21 protein-coding genes are annotated in these 24014 nt (G+C 72.5%); 9 read left to right on the forward strand and 12 right to left on the reverse strand.

The window, feature by feature from the left end; translation table 11 throughout:
- Positions 1 to 123: 123 nt before the first annotated feature.
- Both GT755_RS14605 and GT755_RS14610 read right to left on the reverse strand, forming a co-directional pair.
- The gene (locus GT755_RS14605; RefSeq protein WP_161480263.1) at positions 124 to 1023 is read right to left on the reverse strand and encodes an excalibur calcium-binding domain-containing protein; all 900 of its coding nucleotides are present in this window, start codon (positions 1021 to 1023) and stop codon (positions 124 to 126) included.
- Positions 1024 to 1146: 123 nt separating this feature from the next.
- On the reverse strand, positions 1147 to 1878 hold the full coding sequence (locus GT755_RS14610; RefSeq protein WP_161480264.1) for a DUF3105 domain-containing protein: 732 nt from the start codon (positions 1876 to 1878) through the stop codon (positions 1147 to 1149).
- A gap of 97 nt (positions 1879 to 1975) precedes the next feature.
- Here GT755_RS14610 and GT755_RS14615 point away from each other — a divergent pair, with 97 nt between their 5' ends.
- Positions 1976 to 2611 (forward strand): DUF305 domain-containing protein, encoded by a 636-nt coding sequence (locus GT755_RS14615; protein WP_161480265.1) that lies wholly within the window; start codon positions 1976 to 1978, stop codon positions 2609 to 2611.
- Positions 2612 to 2681: 70 nt separating this feature from the next.
- Entirely contained in the window at positions 2682 to 2975 is a 294-nt protein-coding gene (locus GT755_RS14620; protein WP_030450588.1) for a DUF3467 domain-containing protein, read from the forward strand.
- Here the strand turns inward: GT755_RS14620 and GT755_RS14625 are convergent.
- Positions 2972 to 3745 (reverse strand): MBL fold metallo-hydrolase, encoded by a 774-nt coding sequence (locus GT755_RS14625; protein WP_161480266.1) that lies wholly within the window; start codon positions 3743 to 3745, stop codon positions 2972 to 2974. The two genes, GT755_RS14620 and GT755_RS14625, sit on opposite strands and share 4 nt — an antisense overlap.
- Entirely contained in the window at positions 3742 to 4722 is a 981-nt protein-coding gene (locus GT755_RS14630) for a cyclic nucleotide-binding domain-containing protein (protein ID WP_161480267.1), read from the reverse strand. The genes GT755_RS14625 and GT755_RS14630 overlap by 4 nt, the downstream gene beginning before the upstream one ends.
- Before the next feature lie 125 nt (positions 4723 to 4847).
- Between GT755_RS14630 and GT755_RS14635 the strand changes: the two genes are divergently transcribed.
- From GT755_RS14635 to GT755_RS14650, 4 genes are read left to right on the forward strand one after another with little or no spacing between them, the layout of a single operon-like run.
- A complete protein-coding gene (locus GT755_RS14635) occupies positions 4848 to 6131 on the forward strand; it encodes an adenylate/guanylate cyclase domain-containing protein (protein WP_202610036.1) in 1284 nt (427 codons plus the stop codon).
- Positions 6131 to 6805, forward strand: coding sequence for an ABC transporter ATP-binding protein (locus tag GT755_RS14640; RefSeq protein ID WP_161480268.1), 675 nt, complete (start codon positions 6131 to 6133; stop codon positions 6803 to 6805). The genes GT755_RS14635 and GT755_RS14640 overlap by 1 nt, the downstream gene beginning before the upstream one ends.
- Entirely contained in the window at positions 6802 to 9177 is a 2376-nt protein-coding gene (locus GT755_RS14645) for an ABC transporter permease (protein WP_161480269.1), read from the forward strand. Before GT755_RS14640 ends, GT755_RS14645 begins: the two co-directional genes overlap by 4 nt.
- Positions 9177 to 11513, forward strand: a complete 2337-nt coding sequence (locus GT755_RS14650) for an FtsX-like permease family protein (RefSeq protein WP_161480270.1) — start codon at positions 9177 to 9179, stop codon at positions 11511 to 11513. Before GT755_RS14645 ends, GT755_RS14650 begins: the two co-directional genes overlap by 1 nt.
- Positions 11514 to 11827: 314 nt before the next feature.
- On the opposite strand, the gene GT755_RS14655 is transcribed toward GT755_RS14650, so the two are convergent.
- A complete protein-coding gene (locus GT755_RS14655; protein WP_161480271.1) occupies positions 11828 to 12934 on the reverse strand; it encodes an RNA-guided endonuclease InsQ/TnpB family protein in 1107 nt (368 codons plus the stop codon).
- Between the two features lie 149 nt (positions 12935 to 13083).
- On the opposite strand from GT755_RS14655, the gene GT755_RS14660 reads away from it, so the two are divergent.
- Together GT755_RS14660 and GT755_RS14665 are read left to right on the forward strand one after the other, a co-directional pair.
- A complete protein-coding gene (locus GT755_RS14660; protein WP_161480272.1) occupies positions 13084 to 15048 on the forward strand; it encodes a sensor histidine kinase in 1965 nt (654 codons plus the stop codon).
- Complete coding sequence (locus GT755_RS14665; protein WP_161480273.1) at positions 15041 to 16465, forward strand: phytoene desaturase family protein; 1425 nt, start codon at positions 15041 to 15043, stop codon at positions 16463 to 16465. Before GT755_RS14660 ends, GT755_RS14665 begins: the two co-directional genes overlap by 8 nt.
- On the opposite strand, the gene GT755_RS14670 is transcribed toward GT755_RS14665, so the two are convergent.
- Genes GT755_RS14670 through GT755_RS14690 form a run of 5 tightly spaced genes read right to left on the reverse strand, consistent with a single transcriptional unit; the run spans position 16351 to position 21230 of the window.
- A complete protein-coding gene (locus tag GT755_RS14670; RefSeq protein WP_161480274.1) occupies positions 16351 to 16770 on the reverse strand; it encodes a response regulator in 420 nt (139 codons plus the stop codon). The genes GT755_RS14665 and GT755_RS14670 overlap by 115 nt on opposite strands.
- Before the next feature lie 42 nt (positions 16771 to 16812).
- A complete protein-coding gene (locus GT755_RS14675; protein ID WP_030450597.1) occupies positions 16813 to 17481 on the reverse strand; it encodes a response regulator transcription factor in 669 nt (222 codons plus the stop codon).
- A 14-nt stretch (positions 17482 to 17495) separates the two neighbouring features.
- Entirely contained in the window at positions 17496 to 18548 is a 1053-nt protein-coding gene (locus GT755_RS14680) for a threonine aldolase family protein (protein ID WP_161480275.1), read from the reverse strand.
- Positions 18538 to 19200: an SDR family NAD(P)-dependent oxidoreductase gene (locus tag GT755_RS14685; RefSeq protein WP_161480276.1), complete on the reverse strand. Its 663-nt coding sequence runs from the start codon at positions 19198 to 19200 to the stop codon at positions 18538 to 18540. The genes GT755_RS14680 and GT755_RS14685 overlap by 11 nt, the downstream gene beginning before the upstream one ends.
- Before the next feature lie 2 nt (positions 19201 to 19202).
- Positions 19203 to 21230 carry a DUF6421 family protein gene (locus GT755_RS14690; RefSeq protein ID WP_161480277.1) on the reverse strand — a complete coding sequence of 676 codons (2028 nt, stop codon included), beginning with the start codon at positions 21228 to 21230 and terminating at the stop codon, positions 19203 to 19205.
- A 172-nt stretch (positions 21231 to 21402) separates the two neighbouring features.
- Here GT755_RS14690 and GT755_RS14695 point away from each other — a divergent pair, with 172 nt between their 5' ends.
- A complete protein-coding gene (locus GT755_RS14695; RefSeq protein ID WP_161480278.1) occupies positions 21403 to 22104 on the forward strand; it encodes a hypothetical protein in 702 nt (233 codons plus the stop codon).
- On the opposite strand, the gene GT755_RS14700 is transcribed toward GT755_RS14695, so the two are convergent.
- Together GT755_RS14700 and GT755_RS14705 are read right to left on the reverse strand one after the other, a co-directional pair.
- Complete coding sequence (locus GT755_RS14700) at positions 22047 to 22712, reverse strand: response regulator (protein ID WP_161480279.1); 666 nt, start codon at positions 22710 to 22712, stop codon at positions 22047 to 22049. The two genes, GT755_RS14695 and GT755_RS14700, sit on opposite strands and share 58 nt — an antisense overlap.
- Positions 22709 to 23857 carry a sensor histidine kinase gene (locus GT755_RS14705; protein ID WP_161480280.1) on the reverse strand — a complete coding sequence of 383 codons (1149 nt, stop codon included), beginning with the start codon at positions 23855 to 23857 and terminating at the stop codon, positions 22709 to 22711. Before GT755_RS14705 ends, GT755_RS14700 begins: the two co-directional genes overlap by 4 nt.
- Between the last annotated feature and the right edge of the window lie 157 nt (positions 23858 to 24014).

The raw sequence follows: 24014 nt of genomic DNA on the forward strand, positions 1-24014 counted from the left end.
CCACCCTGTGCAGGGGCCCGGCATAAGCGAAATATCCGGCCGAGTGTTCGAGTCTCCCGCGATCGCCGCGTTACCCTCTGCGATGGTCGCCTGAGGCGTCGCTCAGGTCGTACACGACCGGGATCAGGACAGGTCGTCGGGGTCGCATGCGACCCCGTCGTTGTCGACGTCGATGTACCACTCGTATTCCGGGTGGATGCCCTTCGTGTAAGGGCCGGCCGCGGCCGCGATGGCCGCCGCGCAGGTCGGGTAGCGCTGGGAGGTCGTGCCGCCCTGGTTGTTCGCGGAGGGCTGCTGGGTGGTGCCGCCGGGCTGCTGGTTGGGGTCGGTCACGCCCGGCTGCTGGTTCGGGTCGGTCACGCCGGGCTGGCCCGTGGCGGCCGGGTCGCTCGTGGGCTGGTTCGCGGGCGGCTGGGCGGGCGGGGCGCCGGTGCCCTTCAGGCGGGCGAGGAAGGCGTCGGCCTCGTCCTTGGTGAAGCCGCCGACGATGCTCAGGCTGTCCTGGGTGATCTCCTGGGCCACACGCGGGGTGGAGACGACCTTGTCGCCGACCACGATCGCCAGCAGGCGCTTCACGGTGTCGCGGGTCAGGTCTTCGATCTGGGCCCGGTTGTCGGGGGCCAGGACCACGCGGATCGAGTAGCTGCCGTCGGACTCGGTGAAGGTCTCCAGCTTCTGCACCGACGTCAGCGTCACGCCCGGTTCGAGCTGGTAGCAGGTGGTGCCGGCGTCGTCGAGGACGGCCTCGGTCTCGGCCGGGCAGGGGGCCGTGCCCGACGCCTCGACGGGCGCGAAGTGGATGGGCACCGCGAGCTTGGTCACGACCGGCTGGGTCAGCGGCGGCGAGTCCTGGTTGTTGGTCATCAGCACCGCGACGGTGCCGAGCACCCCGGACATGATCACCACGAACACCAGCGCGACGCTGAGGGCGATCGTGGCGCCCTTGGTCGCCTGCGGCGGCTGCGGCGGACCCGGCTCTTCCGCAACGGGGGTGTTCTGCATCCCGGCCTCAATCCCTGACATCGCCCGCAGAGCCTATCTACGTGGGACGGCCCGTGGCCCAAGCGAGACACGGTCGGCCGAAGGCTGACCGTGTCTCGCGCCCTGAATCTTCCTCAGGGATCGGGCGCACGGGCCGTCCGGTTGTTACTGGGCGGGCGCGTCCGTCGACATGGACGGCGCGCCCGACGGCTGCGGGGCCGGCTGGGAGCCGGCGGGGGGCAGCGGGGCGTCGGCCGCGGAGCGGGTCTCGCCGCCGTCGCAGCTCGCGCCGAGCTCGGGGGTGTCCTCGCCCTGGCGGAACTTGAGGATGAAGGCGTTCAGGTCGGGAGACGAGGCGCTGTCGAGCTGGATCTGGTGGTTCCACGACGAGGCGACGATCTTCGACGGGAGGCCGGGGTAGGGGCTGAGCAGCATGTAGGGCTCACCCGCCAGCGCCTTCAGCTTGTCGACCTCGGCGGCCGGCAGGTCGGGCTGGTAGGTGATCCAGACCGCGCCGTGCTCCATCGAGTGGACCGCGTTCTCGTTGTTGATCGGCTGCTCGTAGATGCCGCAGGTCTGCCAGGCCGGGTTGTGCTCGCCGCCGGCCGGCGGGGTCTCCTTGTAGGCGACCTTCGTGTTGACGTGGCCGGCGCCCTTGTACGCGAAGTCCTTGACCTTGGGCAGCATCTCCTCCTGAGCGGCGAGCGCGGCCTTCTCGGCCTCCGACTTGTCCATCTCCTGACGGATGATGTAGAAGGCGACGCTTCCGACGAGAAGCAGGATGACCAGGCCGCCGATACCCCACATGAGGACAGCGGCCCGCCGTTCCTTGGCCCGCTGCTGCGCCCTCATCTGGGCGATGCGGTCACGCCGTGCCTGCGCTTTCTCCTTGGTCATCGACCCTCCATCACGCGGTCACATATGGACAAGGAGAATAGTGGGTATAGATAGCCGTTTGGCCCATCGCGTCCCGGCGGGAAGTAATCTGAGGGCGATGAAGAACCCCCGTTCGCTTCTGCTCCCGGTCGCCGCGGCCGTCGTCGTGGTCGTCGCGATCGTCCTGCTGCTGGTCAACCTGGCCCGGCCGGGCACCCCCGGCGACCTGTCTCCCGAGGCCGGCTTCGCCCGTGACATGGGGGTTCACCACGCGCAGGCGGTCGAGATGGCGTTCGCGGTGCGCGACGAGAGCACCGACGACAAGGTGCGCACGCTGGCCTACGACATCATCACGACGCAGTCGGCACAGCGTGGAATGTTCATCGGCTGGCTGCAGCAGTGGGACCTGTCGCAGGCCTCCAGCGTGAAGCCGATGACGTGGATGGCGGGGCACGGCCACGCGGCGGCGGCCGGGGTGACACCCGGCGTGATGCCCGGAATGGCCACCGCCGAGGAGATGAAGCGGCTCGCCGACGCGAAGGGGCAGGCGGCCGAGGTGCTGTTCCTGCAGCTGATGATCCGCCACCACGAGGGCGGCGTCGAGATGGCCAAGGGCGCGGTGGAGCTGGCCGAACGTCCGGAGGTCCGGAACATCGCCCAGCACATCGTCGACGGCCAGACCGCCGAGATCGACCTGATGAAAGAGATGCTCGCGACGCGCGGCGCCCAGCCGCTTCCGTCGATCCTCAAATGAACAGGACGTGTCGGACGCGGGAACGCTCCCCCGACAGGGCACCATGGAGGCGACCCGGAGGGATGAGGATTTGACCAACGAGCCCGAGAGCCGACTCGAAGTGAGCATCACCCCCGAAGTGGAGGCCGGCCAGTACGCCAACTTCGCCTCCGTCTGGCATACCCAGGACGGGTTCGTGCTCGACTTCGCGGTGATCACCCGCCCGCCCGGCCTGGCCGACAACGGCGACGGCCAGCAGTACATCAGCGTCCCCACGCGGATCGTGAGCCGGGTGCGCATTCCCCCGGCGCAGGTCTTCGAGCTGATGAAGGCGCTGGAGCAGCAGCTCACCGCCTACGAGAACGAGGTCGGCCACAAGATCTAGACGGTCACGACGTCGCCTTCGCGGGCGAACCGCACGTCGGGCCACTCCTTGGCGACGGCGTCGAGCTGGTCGTCGGTGCGGCCGGGCGCGTGGTGGGTCAGCAGCAGCCCCCGCGCGCCGCAGCGTTCGGCGAAGGCCAGCGCGTCGGTGACCGTGGCGTGCCCGTAGTCGTCGGCCAGCGCCTGCTCCTCGGGCCGGAACTGGCCGTCGTGCACGATCAGGTCGGCGCCCCGGCACAACTCCTCGGCCGCCGCCGAGCCGAGCTGGGGTGCGTGGTCGGGCAGGTAGACGACGGCCACGCCGTCGCACTCGACCCGGGTCCCGACCGTGATCCCGCCCTTGTGGGTCACCTCCGCCTGGATCAGCTCGAAACCGTCATATTCATGGCTCCCGCCGGAAGAGGTCACCGACACGGCTCCTCGCAGACCTCCCGGCTCGATCGGGAAGTGCGGCGGCGAGAAGGCCCGGGTGAGCAGCGCGAGGGGCTGCGCGCCGGGCACGATCAGCTCCACCGACGCCTCCGGGTGGTCGACCGCCCGGCTGAACGGCAACCCCTGCACGTGGTCCCAGTGCAGGTGCGACAGCGCGATCACCCCCCGGAAGGGGACCGGCGCGAGGTTCCTGATCCCGGTCCCCGCGTCGAGGACCAGCGGCGGCGCCGCGTACCCGTCGGGGAGCACGGCCACGCACGAGGTGTGGCCGCCCCACCGGGTGAACTCGGCGCCGGGCGCGGGCGTCGACCCGCGTACCCCCAGGAAGTGCAGTCTCACGCGAACTCCTCGCGGCGGTGGCCCTGGGCCAGGTGTTCCAGGGCGGCCCGGTCGATGGTGTCGGCGCCGGCCTCGGCCACCCTGATCGGGGTGAGCGCGGTCAGCGTGGCGGTGCGGTGGCCGTTCTCCAGCAGGGCCCGCTCCCCCAGCACCGCGCCAGGACCGACCCGGCCGAGCTCGCGGCCGTCAACGTCGACGGTGACGACGCCGTCGAGGAGCAGGAACAGCGACGCGCCGGGCTCACCCTGGCGGACCAGCGCCGTGCCCTCCCTGAGCTCGCGGACGACCGGCTTGCGGGCGCCCCGCATGATCAGCCGGGACAGTTCGCGTTCCAGGGCGGTCTCGGCGGCCGTGACGACGACCGGGGAGTCCTCGGCGCCCCACGGAGTGGCGCGCTGGGCGGCCCACGCCCGGAAGTCGGTGACGCCCGCCTTGAGGATGAGCTGCCCGTCGGCGTCGTAGACCCAGTGGCGCGGGAACGGGCTGGCCCCCGTCAGCGTGACCTCGGAGGTCCCGTCGGCGCGCACGGTGATCGAGAGCGTGGTCCAGACGAGCGGGGAGCGCCAGCGCGGGACCCCGGCGGTGGCGCGCGGGAACGGCAACGAGGTGCGGCCGCCGGCCGACCGGGTGACGGTGACGAAACCGTCGCCGACCGTCTCGGTGAGCAGGTCGGGCAGGCTGATCGCGGCCAGGGTGAGGCCGAGCGGGCCCAGGCGGACCGTGGTGGAGCCCATCACCCCGCCTCCTCCGGCGCCGTGGGCGAGCACCCGGCCATCGTCGCCGAAATCGGCCCAGACGCGAAGCACGTTGGCGAACCGGAACCGGTCGGCGCGGCGCAGCGCCTCCAGATCGTCGACGCGCCCGGGGGGCGGCTCGTCGTAGTGGGAGATCCCGACCTCGAACATCGGCCGGGTGTACCCCTTGACCGCCTCCGAGGGGATCCAGGAAAGGGACGTGGCCTGCGTCTCGACGCGCATGTCGGCCTCCTCTGGTCGTATCCGACGCTAGGAATCGGGGGCCGGGAGACACAGGGGGATGTCCATCCGGGTGCAGGAGGGCTAACCCTCTGTTCCCCGCCACCCGCGGAAGGGACATTTACAGCGTGGACCGCATCACCGTGCTGCTCGCCGACGACAACCTGATCGTCCGCGAGGGCGTGCGCGCGCTGCTGGCCCGGGATCAGGCCCTTGAGGTGGTCGGCGTGGCCGCCGACTACGACGAACTGGTCGCGCGCGCCGAGGAGCTGCGCCCTCAGGTGCTCGTGACCGACATCCGGATGCCCCCGACCTTCCAGGACGAGGGCATCGACGCCGCCCGGGAGGTACGGGGGCGCCTCCCGGGCACCGGCGTCGTGGTGCTGAGCCAGTACGACGACCCCGACTACGCGGTGAAGCTGCTGTCGGAGGGGGCCGACGGGTACGCGTACCTGCTGAAGGACCGGATCGCGGACGCGCGGCTGCTGGGCCGGGCGATCCGTGAGGTGGCGGCGGGCGGGTCGATGGTGGACCCCCAGATCGTCCAGGACCTGCTCTCCCCGGCGCGGTCGCCGGAACTGAGCGCGGCCGAGGAGGCGCTGCTGCGGCAGGTCGCGGAGGGGCGGTCGGTGAAGGCCATCGCGGCGGCGGCCGGCGACAGCCCCGAGAAGGTGAACGCCCTGGTCGAGCAGCTCTTCCTCAAGCTGGCGCGGGGCGCCTCGGCCGGGCGGCAGGGCGCGCTCAAGCGCCTGCGGATGCTGCACACCGCGATCCTGCGCCGCGACGAGCAGGGCGAACGCCTCTCGCGGCTGTTACCGGGCGGCCTGGCCGACAGACTGCTGGGCGACGGGCTCGACCGGACCGAACGGCTCACGGTGACCGTGCTGATGAGCGACGTGCGCGGTTACTCGGCCATCGCGGAGCACACCGACCCGGCGGTGCTGGCCGGGCGGCTCAACGCCCACCGCCGGGCCATGAACGCGGCGATCCTCCGCGAGGGCGGCACCGTCATGCAGTACGTCGGGGACGCCGTCATGGCCGTCTTCGGCGCCCCCGACCCGCGCCCCGGCCACGCCGCCTCGGCGGTCGCGGCGGCCCGGCAGATGCACGCCCGCCAGCGCCGCCTCAACGACGAGTGGGAGACCCCGTTCCGGCTCGGCATCGGCCTGTGCACGGGCGAGGTGGCCGCCGCGCTGCTCGGCAGCGAGGAACGCGTCGAGTACACGCTGGTCGGCGACACGGTCAATCTGGCGGCCCGGATGCAGGACCTGGCCCGCCCGGCCGGGACGGTCGCCGCCGCCAGCACCCTCGACGCGCTGCCCGAAGGGCTGCCCTGGATCCCGCTCGGACCCCGCGCCGTCAAGGGCCGGTCCACCCCCGTCACGGCCTTCCACCTCCCGGAGGAACACTGATGTCCGACACCGCCGTCCGGGTGCGCGGCGCCCGCCGCACCTTCGAGGCCGAACTCGCGCCGGTACGCGCCCTGCGGGGCGTCGACGTCGACGTCGCGCAGGGTGAGTTCGTCGCCGTGATGGGCCCCTCCGGGTGCGGCAAGTCGACCCTGCTGAACGTCATCGCCGGGCTCGACGGCGTCGACGACGGCACCGTCGAGGTCGCCGGGGAACGCGTCGACGGCCGCGACGAAGACTGGCTGGCCCGGTTCCGCCGCCACCACATCGGCTTCGTGTTCCAGTTCTTCAACCTCCTCGACGGAGTGTCCGCGCTCGACAACCTCGTGCTGCCCGGCGTGCTGGGCGGCATGAAGCGGCGGGCCGCCGAGGCGCGCGCCCGGGACCTGCTCGACCTGTTGGGACTGGGTGACAGGTTGCAGCAGGTCCCGGCCGTGCTCTCCGGAGGTCAGCGGCAGCGCCTCGCCATCGCGCGGGCGCTGGTCAACCAGCCGAGCCTGCTGCTGGCCGACGAGCCGACCGGCGCGCTCGACAGCGAGGGCGGCCTGGAGGTGCTGGAGCTGTTCCGCCGGCTGCACGAAGACGGGCAGACGATCATCATGGTGACGCACGCCGCCGAGGTGGCGGCCGGGGCGTCGCGGTCGATCCGGATGCGCGACGGCCGGATCGAGTCATGACCGGCATGTGGCTGCGCCTGGAGTGGCGCCGCCGTGGGCGTTCGGCCGTGGTGCTGGCGCTGATGATCGCGTTCGCGCTGGCGACGGTCCTGACGGCGGTCGCGGGGGCGCGCCGTGGACTGTCGGCGTACGAGCGGCTGGCGGTGGTCACCAAGCCGGCCACGATCACGGTGCTGCCCAACGATCCGGGTTTCGACTGGGACCGGGTCAGGGCGATGCCCGAAGTCGAGGCGGTCGGCACGTTCGTGGTGAGCGGCTTCGCCCTGGAGGATCCGGCCACCGCCGTCGCCGGCGGCATGCCCCCCGGCGACGACCAGGTCTTCATCGGCACCGAGGTGCCGGTGCTGCTGGCCGGGCGGTTGTTCGACCGGAGCCGGATCGACGAGGTCGTGGTGTCGCCGAAGTTCGTCGAGCTCCACGGGCGCGGCGTGGGCGACCGGGTCACCATGCGGCTGGGGCGGCCCGAGGAGGTGGGGCCGACCGCGGGCGACGTCCCGTTCACCGGTCCCCGGGTCGAGGCCACGATCGTCGGGGTCATCCGCACGCCGTGGTGGACGATCAACGACGGCCAGGGCGGAGTGATGGTCAGTCCCGCGCTGGTTCGCCGCTACGAGCCGAACTTCCTGGGCGCCCATCGGGAGGGGTACGTCAACGCCCTCGTACGGCTGCGCGGGGGCGCCGGCCAGATCGAGGCGTTCAAGAAGAGCTTCGCGGCGCTGACCGGCCGCAGCGACATCGACATCTGGGACAACTCCGACAGTCAGCACCGGCTGGCACGGCTGATCGCCTTCGAGTCGGCCTGCCTGCTGGCCTTCGGCCTGGCGGCGTTCGTCGCGGCCGTGGTGCTGATCGGCCAGTCGGTGGCCCGGTACACGGCGGTCGCCGAGGCCCGGCTGCGCACGTTGCGCGCGGTCGGGATGACGCCCCGCCAGGCGATCGGGGCCGCGACCCTGCTGCCCCTGCTGGCGGCGCTCGCCGGTGCGGCCTTCGGGGTCGCGGCGGCCCTCGTGGCCTCCCGCTGGACGCCGATGGGCACGGCGTCCGCGGTCGAGCCCACGCCGGGGTTCGACGCCGACTGGCCGGTGCTCGGCCTGGGCGCCGCCCTGACCGTGCTGCTGGTGACGGGGGGCGCGGCCGTGCTGACGTGGCTTGCGCTGCGGGCCGCCGGCGCCGGGCGGCGCAGCGAGGACCGGTCGGCCGTGGTCGCCGCCGCGGCCCGGCTGGGCATGCCGGTGCCGGTCGTGGTGGGAGCCAGGTTCGCGCTGGAGCGCGGCCGGGGTCCCGACGCGCTGCCGGTGCGGCCGGCGCTGCTGAGCGCCGTCGTCGGGGTGCTCGGCGTGATCGCGGCGTTCATGTTCTCCAGCGGCGTCGACGACGCCGGCAGCAACCCCCTGAGATACGGGCAGAACTTCCAGCTCACCGCCTTCCTGGGCATCGGCGGCCAGTCCTTCGGCGACCCGGAGGCCCTCCTCGGCCAGGTCGCGGCCGACCCGGAGGTGGACACCGCGACCGTGGCCACCATCGGGGTCGCGCAGGCGGGCGCCACCTCGGTCACCCTGTGGGGCGTGCGCTCCCACGACCACCCCTGGGAGCCCGTGTTGTCGGAGGGCGCCGCGCCCCGGGGCGACCGGGAGATCATGCTCGCCATCGGCAGCGCCCGGCACATCGGCGTGGGCGTCGGCGACGACCTCACCCTGACCGGGCCGCTCGGCCCGCAGACCTTCCGCGTGTCCGGGCTGGGGTTCATCCCGGCCGGGCCGCACAACGGCTACGAGGAGGGCGGCGTGGTCGGCGACGCCGGCTATGACCGGCTGTTCCCACCAGGCCAGTTCAAGTTCATGTTCGGCCTGGTCACCGTCAAGGACGGCGCCGACCCGCTGGAGGTCATGGCCCGCGTCAACACCGGCTTCCCGCCCGGCCAGGGCCTGTTCCCACCCGATCCGCCCGAGCAACTGGCGCAGATGCGCGTCGTCGAGCCGCTGCCGATCGCGCTGGCCGTGTTCCTCGGCCTGCTGGCGCTGGGCGCGGTCGCGCACGCCCTGGTCACCGCCGTGCGGCGGCGCGGGCACGAGATGGCGGTGCTGCGCGCCTGCGGCCTGACCGGCGGCCAGGCCCGCGGCGTGGTGCTCACCCAGGCGACCGTGCTGGCGCTGACCGGGCTGCTGTTCGGGGTGCCGCTCGGCTTCGTCGTCGGCCGGGCCCTGTGGGGCGTGGTGGCCGACACGATGCCGTTCTTCTACCACCCGCCGCTGGCGGTGCTCGCGCTGCTGCTGATCGGCCCGGTCACGCTGCTGGCCGCGAACCTGCTGGCCGTCTGGCCGGCCCGGCTGTCCACCCGGTCGCGGGTGGGCCACGTGCTCAGGACCGAATGATGATCGCCGTCCAGTGGCTGAGGCTGGAGACCCGCTCCCGGTGGCGGGCGCTGGTCGTGCTGGCCCTGCTGGTCGCGGTCGCGCTGACGGCCACCCTGGCGGCGGCGGCCGGGGCCCGGCGCGGGGCCGGGGTGGTCGACCGGCTGCTCGCGGTCACCCTGCCGGCCGACGCCATGGTGCTGCCGAATGAGCCGGGCTTCGACTGGGACACGATCCGCGCGCTGCCCTCGGTGGAGGCGGTGTCGGTCTTCCCGGCGACCGGCATGTGGTTCTTCGAGGACCCGCCCGGCATGACGGGGAGCCTGCCGCCGCCGGCCGACGACGACATCTGGCACACCGTCGAGAAGCCGGTGGTGCTCGCGGGCCGGCTGCCCGTGGCCGCCGACGAGGCCGCCGTCACCGCCGCGTTCACCGAGAACTGGGGCAAGGGCGTCGGCGACACCGTCACCATCCGGTTGTTCACGCCCGAGGAGGTCGACCGCGGCATCGGCGACCCGACCCTGTGGGACCGGCTGACCCCGACCGGCCCTCGGCTGGTGACCACGATCACCGGCGTGATCAGGTCGGGCTGGTTCTCCGACTCGATCGAGAGGCCGACCGGCGACGTCTTCCCCTCCCCCGCGTTCTTCCGGGCCCACGAGCACAACCTCGCGGGCGGGCGGGACGTCGCCTTCTACAACGCCATGCTCCGCCTGCGGGCGCCGCTGCCCGAGTTCACCCGGCAGCTCGCGGGCGCGACCGGGCGGACCGACATCGACGTCTGGGACATGCGCCAGTTCGTCGACCACCAGCGGGAGCTGACCCGGTTCGAGGCGATGTCGCTCCTGGCGTTCGGGGTGGCGCTCTTCGCCGCCTCGGCGGTGCTCCTCGGCCAGACGATCTCCCGGCACGCCGCCGCCTCGGCCGGCGCGCTGGCGGTGTTGCGCCCGCTCGGGCTGACCCGCCGCCAGGGAGTGACGGCGGCCGCGGCCGGGCCGGTGCTCGCCGCGTCGGCCGGCGCGCTGCTCGGAGTGGCCGGCGCGGTCGCGCTGTCGCCGCTGCTGCCGATCGGCGCGGCCGCGTTCCTCGAACCCGCCCCCGGCCTCGACGCCGACTGGGCGCTGCTCGTGCCCGGCGCGCTGCTGGCCGTGCTGCTGACCGGGCTGGCGGCGGCGTTCCCGGCCTGGTGGGCGCTGTCGCCGCGCCAGGTGAGGGAGGGCCGGCCCAGCGTGCTCGCGACCGCCGCCGCGCGGGCCGACCTGCCGCCCGCCGTCGTGACCGGGGCCCGGTTCGCGCTGGAGCGCGGGCCGGGGGTGCCCACCCGGCCCGCGCTGCTCGGCTCCGTGGTCGGGGTGCTGGGAGTGCTGGCGGCGTTCACCTTCCACGCCGGGGTCACCGACGCCGGTTCCCACCCCGAGCGGTTCGGGCAGACCCACCAGGCGGAGATCTTCCTCGGCGGCGACGGCGCGGCCGTCGACCCGTCGGCCGCGCTGGCGGCCCTGCGCGCCGACCCGAGGGTGACCGGTGTGACCGACGACCGGACCGCCGTCGCGGAGACCGGCCAGACCCGCGTCGCCCTGCACACGAGGGGCGACCTGCCGCTCGTCCTGCTGTCCGGACGCCCCCCGGACGCTCCCGGCGAGATCGCGCTCGCCCTCAGCACCGCCCGGGACCTCGGGGTCGGCGTCGGCGACGAGATCCCGCTGACCGGCGAGCCCGGCACGGCCACGTTCACGGTCACCGGCGTCGGCTTCACCACGATCGGCAGGCACAACGCCTACGACCGGGGCGGCACGGTCACCTCCGAGGGCTTCGCCCGGCTGTTCGGCACGGGCTACAAGTTCCGCTCGATCCTCATCGGCCTGCGCCCCGGCGCCGACCCGGCCACGCTCGCCACCGCCGGCCTGCCGGCCTGGCCCGCCCCGCCACCGGTCGAAGTGGCCGAGCTCGACGAGCTGGCCGTCCTGCCGGTCGCGCTGGCCGCCTTCCTGGCGCTGCTGGCCGTCGGCGCGGTGGGGCACGTGCTGGCCACGGCCGTCCGCCGCCGGACCCACGAGGTGGCGGTGCTGCGTGCCCTCGGGCTGACGCCCCGCCAGGCCCGCCGGATCGTCGTCACCCAGGCCGGGGTGCTGGCCGTCGCCGGGCTGGCGTTCGGGGTGCCGCTCGGGGTCGCGCTCGGCCGGGCGTTGTGGCGGGTGGTCACCGACCTGTGGCCGATCCACCACCAGCCGCCGGTGGCGTTCTGGGCGCTGGTGCTCGCCGCCCCGGTCGCGCTGCTGACCGCCGCCCTGCTGGCCGTGTGGCCGGGCCGGGCGCTGACCCGGCTGCGGGTCTCCGACGTCCTGAGAGCGGAGTGATGACGGGGCTCTGGGCGCGGCCGGCCGCGCCGGCGCTGGTGCCGGTGGGCCAGTCGGTGAGCCGGTACGTCGCGGCGGCGACGCTGCGTCCGCTCCGCGCCGGGTTGTCACCCCACCGGCTGGCGGTGACCGCCTCGATCGCTCCCCCGCTGGCCGTCTGGGCCCTGCTGCTTGCGAGCGGAGTGATCGACTTGACCTTCTCGCCTCTCCTGAAAGGAGCGGGATTCCCACCGTCGCCAGTTGGGCTTCCTGCTTCACGGCCAGTCGCCCGCCCGGAGTCTCCGTTGAGGTCTTACACCAGCTCCACAGGCGTTTCACCTGTCCGCCAGCCCGGCGGCCAGGATGTTGCGCGCGGCGTTGACGTCGCGGTCGTGCAGGACACCGCAGGAGCATTCCCAAGTACGGACGCCCAGCGGCATGGACTGCTGGATCGTGCCGCAGGCGGAGCACAGCCTGCTGCTGGGGAACCAGCGGTCGATCACGACGAGTCCGCGCCCGTACCAGGCCGCCTTGTACTCCAGCATCGATCGCAGCTCGCGCCACGACGCGTCACTGATGGCGCGGGCAAGCTTGCCGTTTTGCACCATGTTCCGGACGGCGAGGTCTTCGATCACGACCGCTTGGTTCTCACGGACGAGTCGAGTGGTGAGCTTGTGCAGAAAGTCGCGCCTGCGGTCGGCGATGCGGGCGTGGAGGCGGGCCACCTTCTGCCGCGCCTTGTCCCGGTTGGCCGAGCCCTTCTCCTTGCGGGCCAGCGACCTCTGGGCCTTGGCCAGCTTCTTGCGATCGGCCTTCTCGTGCTTTGGATTGACGATCTTCTCTCCAGTGGAGAGCGTCGCCAAGGCGGTGATGCCCGCGTCGACACCCACCGACTGCCCGACCGGGACCAGAGGTGCGATCTTCTCCTCGACCAGGATGGACACGAACCAGCGGCCCGCCGCGTCCTTCGACACGGTCACCATGGAGGGCTCGGCGCCCTCCGGAAGCGGACGCGACCAAACGATGGTCAACGGTGCGTCCATCTTCGCCAGCGTCAGTTGCCCGTCACGCCAGCGGAACGCCGACCGGGTGTACTCAGCCGACACTCGCGACTTCTTGCGGGACTTGAACGTCGGGTACTTGGCCCGCTTGGCGAAGAAGTTCGCGAACCCGACCTGAAGGTGGCGAAGTGTTTGCTGAAGAGGGACCGACGACACCTCGCCCAGGAAGGCGAGCGCCGGCGTCTTCTTCCACTCAGTCAGCCTGGCCGAGGACTCCGCGTAGGAGACACGGCGACCTTCCATGGTGTAGGCGCGGGTGCGCTCGTCGAGGGCTTTGTTGTACACGAGGCGGACGCAGCCGAAGGTCCGCGCCAGCTCGAAGGCTTGTCCAGGGGTCGGGTGGAAGCGGTACTTGTAGGACCGCTTCACGATCTGGGCCATGCCTCACATCTTTTGACGAGATCAACTAAGACTCGTTCAATTGTTCGATTTGGTGCTCCATCTGACAGCCAATCGCCTGCCACTGTCCTGCTCCGCAGGGGTTCGATTCTTCCCCCGTCTGAAGACGGGGATTTCCTCGGAGGTATCCGATGAACCGCGTGCTCACCGCGACGATCGGGGGCGTCGCCGCGCTGGTGACGCTCGGCGCCGGGTTCAACGACGCCGCCGACACCGCCAGCGCCGTGGTCGCCGCCGGGTGGGTGATCGCGGCCGCCGGGTGCCTGGCCTCCGGACGGCCCGCCGTCGCCCGCTGGGCGGGCCTGGTGGCGGTGCTTCAGGGCGCGGCGGCGATCTGGCCGCAGGCGGTGCCGCTGGCCATCGCCGGGTGGCTCGGGTTCGCCCTGGCGCTGCCCGACGGCGACCTGAAGACGCTCCCGAGAAGGATCGTCACGGGCCTGGGCACGCTGGGCGGGCTGGCGCTCACCCTCCTCGTCGAGGTCTCCCCCGGCGCTTACGCCACCGCCGCCGTCGTCGCGGCCGGGGCCGGCACCGCCGCGATCGTGGCGCGCTGCGGGCCGGCCTCACCCCGGCAGCGGGCGGCTTTGCAGTGGACCGGCGCCGCGCTGCTGCTGGCCGCCGCGGCGGGCGCCGTCATCATCGGGCTCCACCTGCTGCTGGGGGTGCCGCGGACGCCGATGGCGTGGCTCGTCGGGGCGCTGGTGATCGTGCCGGTGGGGGCCCTGTTCGGGCATCTGCCGCCGACCGCGCACGTCGGGGAGAAGGCGCTGCTGGAGGCCGTGGTGGTGGCCGGGTTCGCGGTGATGATCGCGAGCGTCTACCTGGTGGTGGTGCTGGGCCTGGGCCGCCTTCCGGCCGAGAGCGAGCGCGACCTGCTGGTCTCCTCGATGGCGGCGGCGCTGGTGGTGGCGATCCTCGCCATCCCGGTACGCAACCGCCTCCTGCACACCGCTCGCGCGATCACCGGGCGGGGCGGCGTGCCGCCGGAGGAGATCCTGGCGACCTTCGGCGCCCGCATGAGCCGTGCCGTCCCCTTCGACGAGCTGCTGCTCCAGCTCGCCGAGTCGCTGAAGGCGGCGATGGCCCCGGCGGGCGCGGAGATCTGGGTCGGCTCCGACGGCGTGCTCCAGCGCACGGTCAGCGTGCCCGACCTGCCGCCCGAGCGCATCACCCTGAACGAGCGCGAACGCGTCATCGTCGGCCGCACCCGGATCGGCGGCCCGTCGTGGCTGGCCATCTGGTTGCCCGGCATGCTCCCCGAGGGCGGCGGCCTGGTGCGCGTCGCGCCCGCCGCCCACCTGGGCGAGCTGCTCGGCATGATCGTGGTACGCCGCCCGCCCGACGCCCCGCCCTTCTCCGAGAACGACGACCAGGTGCTCGTGCAGCTCGCCCGCCAGGTCGGCCTGGCCCTGCACAACATGCGGCTCGACTCCGCGCTCCAGGCCAGCCTCGACGAGCTGCGCCGCCGCAACGAGGAGCTCCAGGCCTCCCGGCTGCGCATCGTGACCTCGGCCGACGCCGCCCGCCGCGCCATCGAACGGGACCTGCACGACGGCGCCCAGCAGCACCTGGTCGCCCTGTCGGTCAAGCTCAGCCTGGCCGGGGAGATCATCGCCGAGGACCCCGACGTCGCCCGCACGATGATGGGCGAACTCCGCGAGGACGTGCAGGGCACCATCGGGGCCCTGCGGGAGCTGGCCCACGGCGTCTATCCGCCGCTGCTGCGCAACCACGGCCTCGACCAGGCGATGCGCTCGGCGGCGCGGCGGTCGGCGCTGCCGTGCGCGGTCTCCGTCGACCTGCCCCGGCGGTTCTCCGAGGAGACCGAGGCCGCCGTCTACTTCTGCTGCCTGGAGGCGATCCAGAACGCGGGCAAGCACGCCGGGGCCGACGCGGCGATCGAGGTGGAGATCACCGCCGACGACAAGGTGCTGCGGTTCACCGTGACCGACGACGGCGCCGGGTTCGAATCCGCTGGTGAGGGGCACGGCTTCGTCAACATGCGCGACCGGCTCGGCGCGATCGGCGGAACTCTGACCGTCGACTCGGCGATCGGCGCCGGCACCACGATCCGCGGGGAGATCCCACATGCCTGAGTTCGATGCCGTCGTCGTCGGTTCGGGCCCCAACGGCCTGACCGGCGCGCTGGAGCTGGCCGAGTCGGGTCGCCGCGTCCTGCTGCTGGAGGCGGCCGGCGCCTTCGGCGGCGGCCTGCGCAGCGCCGGGCTCACCCTGCCCGGCTTCACCCACGACGTCTGCGCGACCGTGATCGCGACCGCGCTGGCCTCCCCCGCGCTCCGCGACCGGCTGCCCGGCCTGGGCGTCGAGCCGCTCCACCCGGAGATCCCGGCCGCCCACCCGTTCGACGACGGCCCGGCCGTGCTGTTCCACCGCTCGGCCGAGCGGACGGCGGCGGGCCTGGGCCGCGACGGCGCGGCCTACCTGGCCACCGTCGGCGCCGCCGCGAAGGCGGGCTTCCCCCTGGTCGACAGCCTGCTCGCGCCCCTCGGCCTGCCGAAGGCCCCCCTCTCCCTGATCCGGTACGGCCTCACCGGCGCCCTCCCCGCCACGACGGCCGCCGGCCTGCTGTTCCGCGGACCCCGGGCCCGCGCGGCGCTGGCCGGGATGGCCGCCCACTCGATGCTCGACCTGGGCGGCCCCATCTCCGCCGGATACGGGGTGCTGCTGGCCGCGACGGCCCACCTGGTCGGCTGGCCGGTGGTGAAGGGCGGCTCGCAGGTGATGGCCGACGCGATGGTGGCCCGGCTGCGGGACCTGGGCGGCGAGGCCGTCACCGGCCACCGGGTGACCGCGCTGAAGGAGCTCCCCGACGCCGAGACGGTCCTGCTCGACGTCACCCCGCGCCAGTTCCTGGAGATGGCCGACCTGCCCGAGGCCTACGCCCGGAAGATGCGGCGCTACCGCTACGGTCCGGGCGTGTTCAAGGTCGACTGGGCGCTCGGCGGCCCGGTCCCCTGGCGCGACCCGGAGGTCGCGAAGGCGGGGACGGTCCACCTCGGCGGCACCCTGGAGGAGATCGCCGCGAGCGAGCGGGCCGCCGTGCGCGGACGGGTCTGCGACCGCCCCTACGTCCTCCTGGTGCAGCCTCCCGACCCGTCGCGGGCCCCCGAGGGTCACCGCACCCTGTGGGCCTACTGCCACGTCCCGAACGGCTACGACGGCGACATGACCGACGCGATCGAGGCCCAGATCGAACGGTTCGCCCCCGGCTTCCGGGATGTGGTCCTGGCCCGCCACACCATGGGCCCGCGCGCCCTGGAGGACCACGACGCCAACTACGTCGGCGGGGACATCGGCGGCGGCGCGGCCGACCTGCGCCAGTTTCTCGGCCGCCCGGTGGTGTCGCGCCGGCCGTGGCGCACCCCTCTTGAGGGCGTCTACCTCTGCTCGTCGTCGACCCCGCCGGGAGCGGGCGTCCACGGCATGGGCGGGTTGATGGCCGCCAGGTGCGCCCTCAGGCGGGCGGGCGTCAGGTCCTCCTTGCGGATGTAGCCGGCCGCCCCGCAACTGCAGGCGTCGGGCGGCAGGTCCTCGGCCGCGTACGTGGACACCAGCACCACGGTGACGCCGGGTTGCCCGGCCAGGATGCGCCGGGTGGCCTCGATGCCGCTGATGCCGGGCAGGTTGATGTCCATCACGACCACGTGGGGCCGCAGGCGGGCGGCCGCGGCGACGGCCTCCTCCCCCGACTCCGCCTCGCCGGCCACGCGCCAGCCGGCGACCAGCGCGACCAGCCGCCGCGCGACGGCCCGGAACGGCGCCTGGTCGTCGACGATGAGAACTTCGACGGACCCCATGGCACTCCATGGTGCCGGGTGGGACGCCCGTCGCTAAGGGTGTTACCCCTCCTGTTCCGACAGGTAGAGCAGCACGGCCAGCACCCGCCGGTTCACGTCGGGGGCGGCCTCCAGCCCGAGCTTGGCGAACACCACGCTGATGTGCTTCTCGACCGACTTCTCGCTCAGGTAGAGCGTCTCGCCGACGGCCGCGTTGCTCTTGCCCTGGGCGATCTGGGCCAGCACATCGCGCTCACGGGGAGTGAGCGCGGCGAGCGGAGAGGCACGCCGCCGCAGCGAGTCGGCCAGGATGCCCTCGACGACGACCGGGTCGATGACCGACCCGCCCCGCGCCACCGCGCGGACCGCCTCGACGAGCTGGCCGGGCTCGCCCACCCGCTCCTTGAGCAGGTAGGCCCGCCCGGCGCTGCCGCCCGCCAGCAGCATCGTGGCGTAGGACGGCTCGGCGTACTGCGAGAGGACCACCACGCCCGTCGAGGGCGACCCGGCGCGCAGCTTCGTGGCGGCCTGGATGCCCTCGTCGGTGGACGTCGGCGGCATGCGGACGTCGGTGACCACGACGTCGGGCCGGTGCTCCGCGACGGCGGCGAGCAGCCCGCCGAGGTCGGCGCACGCCGCCACGACGCTCAGATCGGGATCGCGCGAGAGCACACGTTCCACGCCCTCGCGCATCAGCAGGTTGTCTTCGGCGATCACGACCCGTAACGGCACGGGGACAAGGTTATCTACCCGTCGGCGAGCGCCGCGACGAAGGCGTCCACGTCCTCCTCGGTGGTGTCGAACGAGCACATCCACCGCACCTCGCCCGTCTCCTGGTTCCAGGTGTAGAACGGGAAGTCCTTGCGGACCCGGTCGGCGACCTCGCCGGGCAGGGTGGCGAAGACCGCGTTGGCCTGGGGCCGCCGCGACAGCGTGACGTGGGGGATCTCGGCGGCCTTCTCCGCCAGCCGCGCGGCCATCGTGTTGGCGTTGCGGGCGTTGCGCAACCACAGGTCGCCGGCGAGCAGCGCCTCGAACTGCGCCGACACGAACCGCATCTTGGAGGCGAGCTGCATACTCGTCTTCCGGATGTACGGCAGCCCGCGCACCGCCTCGGGGTTGAGCACGACCACGGCCTCGCCGAGCATCAGCCCGAGCTTGGTGCCGCCGAACGACACCACGTCGACCCCCACGTCGGTCGTCAGCGCCCGCAGCGGCACGTCGAGCGCGGCGGCGGCGTTGCACAGCCGCGCCCCGTCGACGTGCACGACCATGCCGCGCGCGTGGGCGTGCTCGGTCAGCGCGGCGATCTCATCGGGCGTGTAGACCGTGCCGAGCTCGGTGGCGTTGGTGATCGTCAGCACCCGGGGCTGGGCCCGATGGACGTCGCCGAACCCCCACGCCTGCGTGCCGACCAGGTCGGGGGTGAGCTTCCCGTCGGGCGTGCGGACGGTGTGCAGCTTGAGGGAGCCGGTGACCTCGGGCGCGCCGCCCTCGTCGACGTGGACGTGGGCGGTGTCGGCGCAGACGACCGACTCCCACGGCTGGCACATCGCGCGCAGCGAGACCACGTTGGCGCCGGTGCCGTTGAAGACGGGATAGGCCTCGGCCCGTTCGCCGAAGTGGCGGCGGAACACGTTCCGCAGCGCCGAGGTGTAGACGTCGTCGCCATAGGCGACCTGGTGGCCGCCGTTGGCGAGGGCGATCGCCTCCAGGATCTCGGGGTGGACGCCGGCGTAGTTGTCGCTGGCGAAGCCCTTCAGCGCCGGGTCGTGGCGCCGCACCGCGTCAGTTCCCACGGGCGGTCAGGTCCAATCTGAGGCCGTTGGCCTCGGTCACGGGCAGGTCCCACAGGCCGGCCAGGGCGTCGGCGAGGTCGGCGACGTCGGTGAAGCCGCGGAACGGCTTCTCCGGCGCGGCCCGCCGCATCGCGTCGTGCACCAGCGCCATGACCACGACGATCGAGGCGGCCGCGTTGCTGCCCTTGAGCGCGTCGGCGAAGGCCAGCGTCCACGCCTCCGCGGCGGCCTTGGCGGCGGCGTAGCAGGCGTTGCCCTGGGTGGGGGCCTCGGCGGCCTTGGCCGACACGATCGCGAAGCGGCCGTCGTCGCCCGCCTTCAGCAGCGGCTCGAAGGCGAGCGTGACGTGCTGGAGGGTGCGGACCAGCAGGTCGTTGAGGTCGGCCCAGTCGTCGAGGCGCGTCTCGGCGAACGTCTTGGCCCCGCGCCAGCCGCCGACCAGGTGGAGGATCCCGTCGACGCGGCCGTGCTCGGCGCGGACGCGGGCCGCCAGGTCGCGCACCTGGTCGAGGTCGAGGAGGTCGGCCTTCAGGCAGCCCTCGGCGCCCGAGCGGTCGACCCCGATGACGGTGTCGCCGAGGTCGGTGAACCTCCGCACCACGGCCCGCCCGGCGGGACCGCCCGCGCCCAGCACCAGAATGACGCGGCTCATCGTCAGCGCACACCCTTCGTCGATTCGATCACGTCGGCGAGCTTACGGCGCAGCGCCTCGTAGAACATGCTCAGGGGGAACTCGTCCGGCAGCACGGCGTCGACCATGGCCTTCTGCTCCTCCGGCAGGTCCCGCACGGCCCACTTCGAGGCCGGGTGGGGCGCGACGTAGGCGGCGACGAGGTCGTGGGCGGCCATCCAGTGGGCCAGCTTCGACCGGTCGATGCCGTCGCGGTAGAGCTTCTCCACCTCGGCCCGCAGGTCGGCGACGCCGCCCGCGACCCGGTCCCAGGCGATCGACAGGCGGTTGTCGGTCCACCGGACGATGTCGTTGCGGTGCAGGTAGGCGAACAGCAGCTGGCCGCCGAGCCCGTCGTAGTTGCGCACCCGCGCGCCGGTGATCGGGAACCGGAACAGCCGGTCGAACAGGATCGCGAGCTGCACGTAGCGGGCGTGCGGCACGCCGTCGGCCTCCAGCTTCACGGCCTCGCCGAACGCGGTCAGGTCGCAGCGCAGCTCCTCGAGGCTGTAGAGCCAGTAGGGCATCCGCTGCTTGATCATGAACGGGTCGAACGGCAGGTCGCCGTGGGAGTGGGTGCGGTCGTGCACCAGGTCCCACATCGTGAAGGTCTCCTGGGCGAGCTCCTGGGAGGCGACCAGCCGGGCGGCGTCCGGCGGCAGGTCGAGTCTCAGGGTCGTGGCGGCGGCGCCGGTCACCATGCGGAAGCGGGCGGCCTCGCGGTCGCAGAAGATGCCGCCCCAGGTGAAGCGCGGCGGGGTCTCCCGGACCACCACGGTCTCGGGGAACAGCACGGCGGAGTCGGTGTCGTACCCGGCGGTGAAGTCGACGAAGGCGATCGGCACGAACATCGGGTTGTCGTAGCCCCCGGCCTCCAGGTCGGCCAGCCACTGCGGCCAGACGGTTCTGATCCAGACCGCCTCCAGGTGGCGGTTGGGGTTGCCGTTCTGGGTGTACATGGGGAACACCACGAGGTGCTCCAGCCCGTCGACGCGCTGCTCGTCGGGGTGGAAGGCGTTCAGCGAGTCGAGGAAGTCGGGTCTGCCGCCGGTCTCGGCCCACTTCGCCAGGTCCTTGCGCACCTCGGACAGGTAGACCTCGTCGTGCGGGAACCGGGGGGCCAGGGCGGCGACCTCCTCGGCGACCCGGGTGATCAAGGCGGTGTCGCCGGTGAAGGTGCCGTCCTTCTCCGTGTACGGCCTGAGCGCCTCGACGGCCTCCTTGAGCGCGGCGAACTCCGGCCGTCCGGCCGCGGCGCTCGTGCCGGCCTCGGGCGAGCGGGCCGCCCAGGTCACCAGGTTGCCCCACAGGCGGGCGTGGTCGAGGTCGCCGATCGAGTCGTCGCCGAACAGGTCGGAGTCGGCGACCACGACGACCCGGCCCTTCTTGAACGGCAGCGCGACGGCGAGCGCCGCGTTCGCCGGGGTGGCGCTGCCCGAGGTCCGGAAGAGGGCGCTCGCCTCGGGGGCCTCCAGCACGCCGGCCCGGTAGAAGCAGGCCCGCTGGACCCCGGCCAGCACGTCGGCCCCGTCGATCGAGGCGCGCACCGGCTCGCCGAGCACCCAGGAGGCCACGTTGTTGAACCGGTTGGCCGGGTCCTGGACGGTCGTGTGCACGACGCTCACGCCGAAGCGGGACAGCAGATCACCCAGATTGGTGCCGTACTTCTCCTGCTCCTCCTCCGCGAGGACGACGAGCCCTCCCCCGGCCGCCACGAAGGCCTCGACCGCGTCGATCTCCTCGGTCGTGAACACGGGGCTGCCCAGACCGGTGGTGCGTTCCCAGCGCTGCGCCGACGGGTGGGCGATGACCAGCACGTCCTGCCCGTCGAGGACGAGCGGCCCGTCCGTGTGGGCGGAAACCTGGTGTCCCAGCCGGCGGAGAAGATCGGCCGCCCGGGCGTAGGAGTTGTCGTCGGGGTGGCCGGGGTTCATCGCCTGGGCGACGTCGCGCCGGATCGTCCATGCCTCGCTGTGACCCTCGTCGAACAGCACCTTGGGGAACGCAGTCATGAAGATTCTCCTGCTATCGATACCTCTTGACGAAAAATATATGCCAATGTCCGGATGTAACCGCAAGTCACTCTCTGGAGTGACGGCGGATCACCCTCCTGACGGACGAAACCCCCGCCCCCGCGTCCGTAACGTCCGCCCCGTTGAGAGATACCCGAGGGGGAGACGAGAGATGTTCACGAGTTCCACCGGCTTCCGGCGCTGGGCCACCGGCCTGCTGCTGATCGTTTCGCCGTTGCTGCAGTTCGTCGCCGTCGTGGTCGACCCCGGCACCTGGGGCGACATCCGCGAGTCGGTCAGCTACCAGGACAACCCGGCCATGGCGCAGCTCCAGTCGGCGCTCTACCACTGGTCGTGGATGCTGCTCCCGGTCGCGCTGATCGGCGTGCTGCACTTCGCCCGCAAGCGGGGTGCGGTGCTCGCCCACATCGGCGGCACGATGGCCGTTGTCGGCTTCCTGGCGCTGTCGGCGCTGCTGATGGTCGACCCGGTCGAGTGGTACCTGGGGCAGCACAACACCCCCGAGCAGGCCGCGAAGATCTTCGACGAGATGTTCAACCTGCCCGGCGTGGTCTTCGGCTTCCAGATGCCCTGGTTGTTCTTCGGCCCGATCGGGGCCGGCCTGGTCGCCATCGCCCTGTGGCGGGCGAAGTTCGCCCCGCTGTGGACGACCATCCTGATCCTGATCGGCTGGTGGATCGGCTTCGTCCTGGAGTACGGCCCGGTCACCCTCGTCACCTGGGGCGTCCCGGTGATCGCCTTCGGCTACTGGGGCGTCAAGATCCTGCGCATGTCGGACGCGGAGTGGATCTCCTACTACCCGACCGCGCCGGGCGTCACCACGCCCGACTCGTACGCGAACACGACCGCCTGAGCGCGGTCGCGCAGGTTCAGCTTCATCAGCACCCGCGCCACATGGGTCTTGACCGTGGCCTCACCGACGAAGAGCGCGCTCGCGATCTCGGCGTTGGTGAGGCCCTTGGCGAGCATGCGGAGCACTTCCAGCTCACGCGGCGTCAGCTCGGCGAGCTGCGGCGGCCGGACCGGCTCGTGGCGGCCGGCGAAGGAGGCGATCACCCGCGTGGTGACCGCCGGGTCGAGCAGCCCGTCGCCGGCGGCGACCACCCTGATCGCCTCCACGAGCTGCTCGGGCGGCGACACCTTGAGCAGGAAGCCGCTGGTCCCGGCCCGCAGGGCGGCGTAGAGGTTCTCGTCGGTGTCGAAGGTGGTCAGCATGATGACCTTGGGCGGGCTGGGCGCGTCGAGCAGTTGCCGGGCGGCGGTCAGGCCGTCCATGCGCGGCATCGAGATGTCCATCAGGACGACGTCGGGCCGCACCCGGCGGGCCACCGCGACGGCCTCCACGCCGTCGGCGGCCTCGCCCACGACCTCCATGCCCGGCTCGCTCTCCACCACCATGCGGAGCCCGGCCCGGATCATGGCCTGGTCGTCGGCGAGGACGATCCTGATGCTCTCGCTCATACCAGGACGACCCCGGGAGACGTCGGCAGCACCGCGCAGACGCGGAACCCGCCCTCTTCGCGCGGCCCCGCGTCGAGCGTGCCGCCGAACAGCTCGGCCCGCTCGCGCATGCCGATGAGGCCGTTGCCGGTCGACAACCCGCCGGCGCCGGCGGCCTTCCCGTTGTCGGTCACCTCCAGCGTGACCGAGAGCGGGTGGTAAGTGATCTTGATCTGGACGTCGGCCTCGCCGGCGTACTTCACCGCGTTGGTGAGCGCCTCCTGCACGATCCGGTAGGCCGACAGGTCGAGGCCCGGCGCCAGCCGGACCGGCTCGCCGGTGACCGTCAGGGTGACCCGCAGGGCGGTGTTGCTGACCGTGGAGATGAGGTTCCGCACCATGTCGAGACCGGGCTGGGGCAGCGCCTCGTCCTGCGGCATGCGCAGCGCGCCCAGCATCACCCGCAGTTCGTTGACGGCGTCGCGGCCGGACTGCTCGATCCCGGCCAGCACGGGGTTCTCGCCGCCCTGCGCGCGGCGCAGCGCGGCGGCCTGCATGACCATCATGCTGACGCTGTGGGCGACCACGTCGTGCAGTTCGCGGGCGATCCGGCTGCGCTCGGCGGCGACCGCCTCGGTGGCCCGGCGCTCCCGCTCGACCTCGGCCAGCGCGGCCTGCCGGGCGGCCTTCTGGGCTCTGACCAGCCAGGCGCGCAGGCCCACGCCGGTCAGGTAGGCGAAGCCGAACAGGACGGTGAGGAAGATGATCTCGTCGACGGGCAGCGGCCGCATGTCGACCGCGCCGATGTCGAAGACGAAGATCCCGCCGAGCCCCCAGACGGCTCCCCGCTTCCACGACAGGTGGGCGCCCAGCGAGTGGAACGCGATCAGCAGCGCGATCTGCTGGTGCACCTGGCACATCTCATAGCCCTGCCGGTGCCAGAGGAACTGGATCACCACGGTCGCCACGAAGACGATCACGGGCGACGTCCGGCGGAAGCAGAGCACGGCCCCCGCGATCAGGGCCTGCGGGATCCACCAGAGCTCGGGATTCTGGGCGGCGCCGTAGGAGGTCGCGGAGGTGAAGGCCTCAAGAATGCCGACGGCCGCGACGGCGGCGCCGATGAGGAGGTCGCTCCGTGAGGGCGCGGGGATGCGGAGGGCCATGGTGGCAGATTAGTGTGTCCTGGTCGCCCCGCGAAGCGGCAGGTCGCCACCTTCGATCCGATTGCAAGTGAAATGCAAGCCTTGGCGTGATCCTTGGCCGGTATCAGATGAGTTTCGGTGACCGTGTGAACTCTTGCCGGGGTTTCCGGCCACTGAG

This window comes from Herbidospora solisilvae (genome assembly GCF_009901565.1).
GTDB lineage: Bacteria > Actinomycetota > Actinomycetes > Streptosporangiales > Streptosporangiaceae > Herbidospora > Herbidospora solisilvae.

Bases quoted from the DNA above. Each gene is read 5' to 3' on its own strand.
- GT755_RS14605 (WP_161480263.1), bottom strand. From the start codon at position 1,023: ATGTCAGGGATTGAGGCCGGGATGCAGAACACCCCCGTTGCGGAAGAG.
- GT755_RS14610 (WP_161480264.1), bottom strand. From the start codon at position 1,878: ATGACCAAGGAGAAAGCGCAGGCACGGCGTGACCGCATCGCCCAGATG.
- GT755_RS14615 (WP_161480265.1), top strand. From the start codon at position 1,976: ATGAAGAACCCCCGTTCGCTTCTGCTCCCGGTCGCCGCGGCCGTCGTC.
- GT755_RS14630 (WP_161480267.1), bottom strand. From the start codon at position 4,722: ATGCGCGTCGAGACGCAGGCCACGTCCCTTTCCTGGATCCCCTCGGAG.
- GT755_RS14640 (WP_161480268.1), top strand. From the start codon at position 6,131: ATGTCCGACACCGCCGTCCGGGTGCGCGGCGCCCGCCGCACCTTCGAG.
- GT755_RS14645 (WP_161480269.1), top strand. From the start codon at position 6,802: ATGACCGGCATGTGGCTGCGCCTGGAGTGGCGCCGCCGTGGGCGTTCG.
- GT755_RS14650 (WP_161480270.1), top strand. From the start codon at position 9,177: ATGATCGCCGTCCAGTGGCTGAGGCTGGAGACCCGCTCCCGGTGGCGG.
- GT755_RS14655 (WP_161480271.1), bottom strand. From the start codon at position 12,934: ATGGCCCAGATCGTGAAGCGGTCCTACAAGTACCGCTTCCACCCGACC.
- GT755_RS14660 (WP_161480272.1), top strand. From the start codon at position 13,084: ATGAACCGCGTGCTCACCGCGACGATCGGGGGCGTCGCCGCGCTGGTG.
- GT755_RS14665 (WP_161480273.1), top strand. From the start codon at position 15,041: ATGCCTGAGTTCGATGCCGTCGTCGTCGGTTCGGGCCCCAACGGCCTG.
- GT755_RS14670 (WP_161480274.1), bottom strand. From the start codon at position 16,770: ATGGGGTCCGTCGAAGTTCTCATCGTCGACGACCAGGCGCCGTTCCGG.
- GT755_RS14685 (WP_161480276.1), bottom strand. From the start codon at position 19,200: ATGAGCCGCGTCATTCTGGTGCTGGGCGCGGGCGGTCCCGCCGGGCGG.
- GT755_RS14690 (WP_161480277.1), bottom strand. From the start codon at position 21,230: ATGACTGCGTTCCCCAAGGTGCTGTTCGACGAGGGTCACAGCGAGGCA.
- GT755_RS14695 (WP_161480278.1), top strand. From the start codon at position 21,403: ATGTTCACGAGTTCCACCGGCTTCCGGCGCTGGGCCACCGGCCTGCTG.
- GT755_RS14700 (WP_161480279.1), bottom strand. From the start codon at position 22,712: ATGAGCGAGAGCATCAGGATCGTCCTCGCCGACGACCAGGCCATGATC.
- GT755_RS14705 (WP_161480280.1), bottom strand. From the start codon at position 23,857: ATGGCCCTCCGCATCCCCGCGCCCTCACGGAGCGACCTCCTCATCGGC.